Below are 3,283 nucleotides of genomic sequence, written 5' to 3' on the forward strand. Positions count from 1 at the left end.
TCTTTTACTTTCAGCTTTTAGAAAAAGCTAAAGGCAAAATTAATCTGGAAAGCTTAATAAAAGTTCTTAATACACATTCAATTATGTTCTTGCTTTGAGTCCAATCAAAACCCTTTGGGTGTTGTATGGTTAAGCCTCACGGGCAATTAGTACAGGTTAGCTCAATGCCTCGCAGCACTTACACACCCTGCCTATCAACGTTCTAGTCTTGAACAACCCTTTAGGACACTTAAAGTGCCAGGGAAGACTCATCTCAGGGCTCGCTTCCCGCTTAGATGCTTTCAGCGGTTATCGATTCCGAACTTAGCTACCGGGCAATGCCATTGGCATGACAACCCGAACACCAGAGGTTCGTCCACTCCGGTCCTCTCGTACTAGGAGCAGCCCCCTTCAATCTTCCAACGCCCACGGCAGATAGGGACCGAACTGTCTCACGACGTTCTAAACCCAGCTCGCGTACCACTTTAAATGGCGAACAGCCATACCCTTGGGACCGACTTCAGCCCCAGGATGTGATGAGCCGACATCGAGGTGCCAAACACCGCCGTCGATATGAACTCTTGGGCGGTATCAGCCTGTTATCCCCGGAGTACCTTTTATCCGTTGAGCGATGGCCCTTCCATTCAGAACCACCGGATCACTATGACCTACTTTCGTACCTGCTCGAATTGTCATTCTCGCAGTCAAGCGGGCTTATGCCATTGCACTAACCACACGATGTCCAACCGTGTTTAGCCCACCTTCGTGCTCCTCCGTTACTCTTTGGGAGGAGACCGCCCCAGTCAAACTACCCACCAGGCACTGTCCGCAACCCCGATTAGGGGCCAACGTTAGAACATCAAGCATACAAGGGTGGTATTTCAAGATTGCCTCCACACACACTAGCGTGCATGCTTCAAAGGCTCCCACCTATCCTACACATGTAGGGTCAATGTTCAGTGCCAAGCTGTAGTAAAGGTTCACGGGGTCTTTCCGTCTAGCCGCGGGTACACTGCATCTTCACAGCGATTTCAATTTCACTGAGTCTCGGGTGGAGACAGCGTGGCCATCATTACGCCATTCGTGCAGGTCGGAACTTACCCGACAAGGAATTTCGCTACCTTAGGACCGTTATAGTTACGGCCGCCGTTTACCGGGGCTTCGATCAAGAGCTTCGACCGAAGTCTAACCCCATCAATTAACCTTCCGGCACCGGGCAGGCGTCACACCGTATACGTCATCTTACGATTTTGCACAGTGCTGTGTTTTTAATAAACAGTTGCAGCCACCTGGTATCTGCGACTCCTAGTAGCTCCATCCGCAAGGGACTTCACCGCCAAGAGCGTACCTTCTCCCGAAGTTACGGTACCATTTTGCCTAGTTCCTTCACCCGAGTTCTCTCAAGCGCCTTGGTATTCTCTACCCGACCACCTGTGTCGGTTTGGGGTACGATTTCTTATAATCTGAAGCTTAGAGGCTTTTCCTGGAAGCATGGCATCAATGACTTCATCACCGTAGTGACTCGACATCGTATCTCAGCGTTAATAGTGGTCCGGATTTACCTAAACCACCCGCCTACGTACTTGAACCTGGACAACCATCGCCAGGCCCACCTAGCCTTCTCCGTCCCCCCATCGCAATTATAAGAAGTACGGGAATATTAACCCGTTTCCCATCGACTACGCCTTTCGGCCTCGCCTTAGGGGTCGACTTACCCTGCCCCGATTAACGTTGGACAGGAACCCTTGGTCTTCCGGCGAGGAGGTTTTTCACCCCCTTTATCGTTACTCATGTCAGCATTCGCACTTCTGATACGTCCAGCAGCCCTTACAGACCACCTTCAACCGCTTACAGAACGCTCCCCTACCCCACATAATAAATTATGCAGCCGCAGCTTCGGTGTATAGCTTAGCCCCGTTACATCTTCCGCGCAGGCCGACTCGACTAGTGAGCTATTACGCTTTCTTTAAATGATGGCTGCTTCTAAGCCAACATCCTAGCTGTCTAAGCCTTCCCACATCGTTTCCCACTTAGCTATACTTTGGGACCTTAGCTGGCGGTCTGGGTTGTTTCCCTCTCCACGACGGACGTTAGCACCCGCCGTGTGTCTCCCGGATATTACTTACTGGTATTCGGAGTTTGCAAAGGGTTGGTAAGTCGGGATGACCCCCTAGCCTTAACAGTGCTCTACCCCCAGTAGTATTCGTCCGAGGCGCTACCTAAATAGCTTTCGGGGAGAACCAGCTATCTCCAGGTTTGATTGGCCTTTCACCCCTAGCCACAAGTCATCCGCTAATTTTTCAACATTAGTCGGTTCGGTCCTCCAGTTGATGTTACTCAACCTTCAACCTGCCCATGGCTAGATCACCTGGTTTCGGGTCTAATTCTAGCAACTATACGCCCAGTTAAGACTCGGTTTCCCTACGGCTCCCCTAAACGGTTAACCTTGCTACTAAAATTAAGTCGCTGACCCATTATACAAAAGGTACGCAGTCACACCACGAAGGTGCTCCTACTGCTTGTACGTACACGGTTTCAGGTTCTATTTCACTCCCCTCACAGGGGTTCTTTTCGCCTTTCCCTCACGGTACTGGTTCACTATCGGTCAGTCAGTAGTATTTAGCCTTGGAGGATGGTCCCCCCATATTCAAACAGGATATCACGTGTCCCGCCTTACTCGTTTTCACTGATTATGATGTGTCGGTTACGGGGCTATCACCCTTTACTGCGAGACTTTCCAGACTCTTCACCTGCATCATTAAAAGCTTAAGGGCTACTCCAATTTCGCTCGCCGCTACTTTCGGAATCTCGGTTGATTTCTCTTCCTCCGGGTACTTAGATGTTTCAGTTCCCCGGGTTTGCTTCATTAACCTATGTATTGAGTTAATGATACGTGCTTATGCACGTGGGTTTCCCCATTCGGAAATCCCAGACTCACAGGTTATTACTACCTAATCTGGGCTTATCGCAAGTTATTACGTCCTTCATCGCCTCTGACTGCCAAGGCATCCACCGTGTACGCTTAGTCACTTAACCATACAACCCCAAAAGGTCTTACGTATGGCAAACAACCAAAGTCGCTATCTCATTATTTGAATGAGCGAGATAGCATTCGATTTTGCCGGACTCAAATATAAACATCACAACCGAAGTTGTGGTGTTTCCAAGAACACTTGAATGTGTGTTGGTACCTAATTCTTATCTCTTAATAAAAAGAGTCAGAAATAGGATTTGAGAACTTTTATTTGAACAACAACCAATCAAGTTGTTGTTCGTCAGCTTTCCAAATTGTTAAAGAGCATGT

General features: G+C 48.9%; 1 rRNA gene. It reads right to left on the reverse strand.

Features of this window, described 5'->3' with window-relative positions:
* Positions 1-125: 125 nt before the first annotated feature.
* Positions 126-3,015 (reverse strand): 23S ribosomal RNA (locus tag AB4405_RS12600).
* Positions 3,016-3,283 lie beyond the last annotated feature (268 nt).

Origin of the sequence: Vibrio sp. 10N.261.51.F12 (assembly GCF_041471725.1) — a bacterium.
Classification (GTDB): Bacteria; Pseudomonadota; Gammaproteobacteria; order Enterobacterales; family Vibrionaceae; genus Vibrio.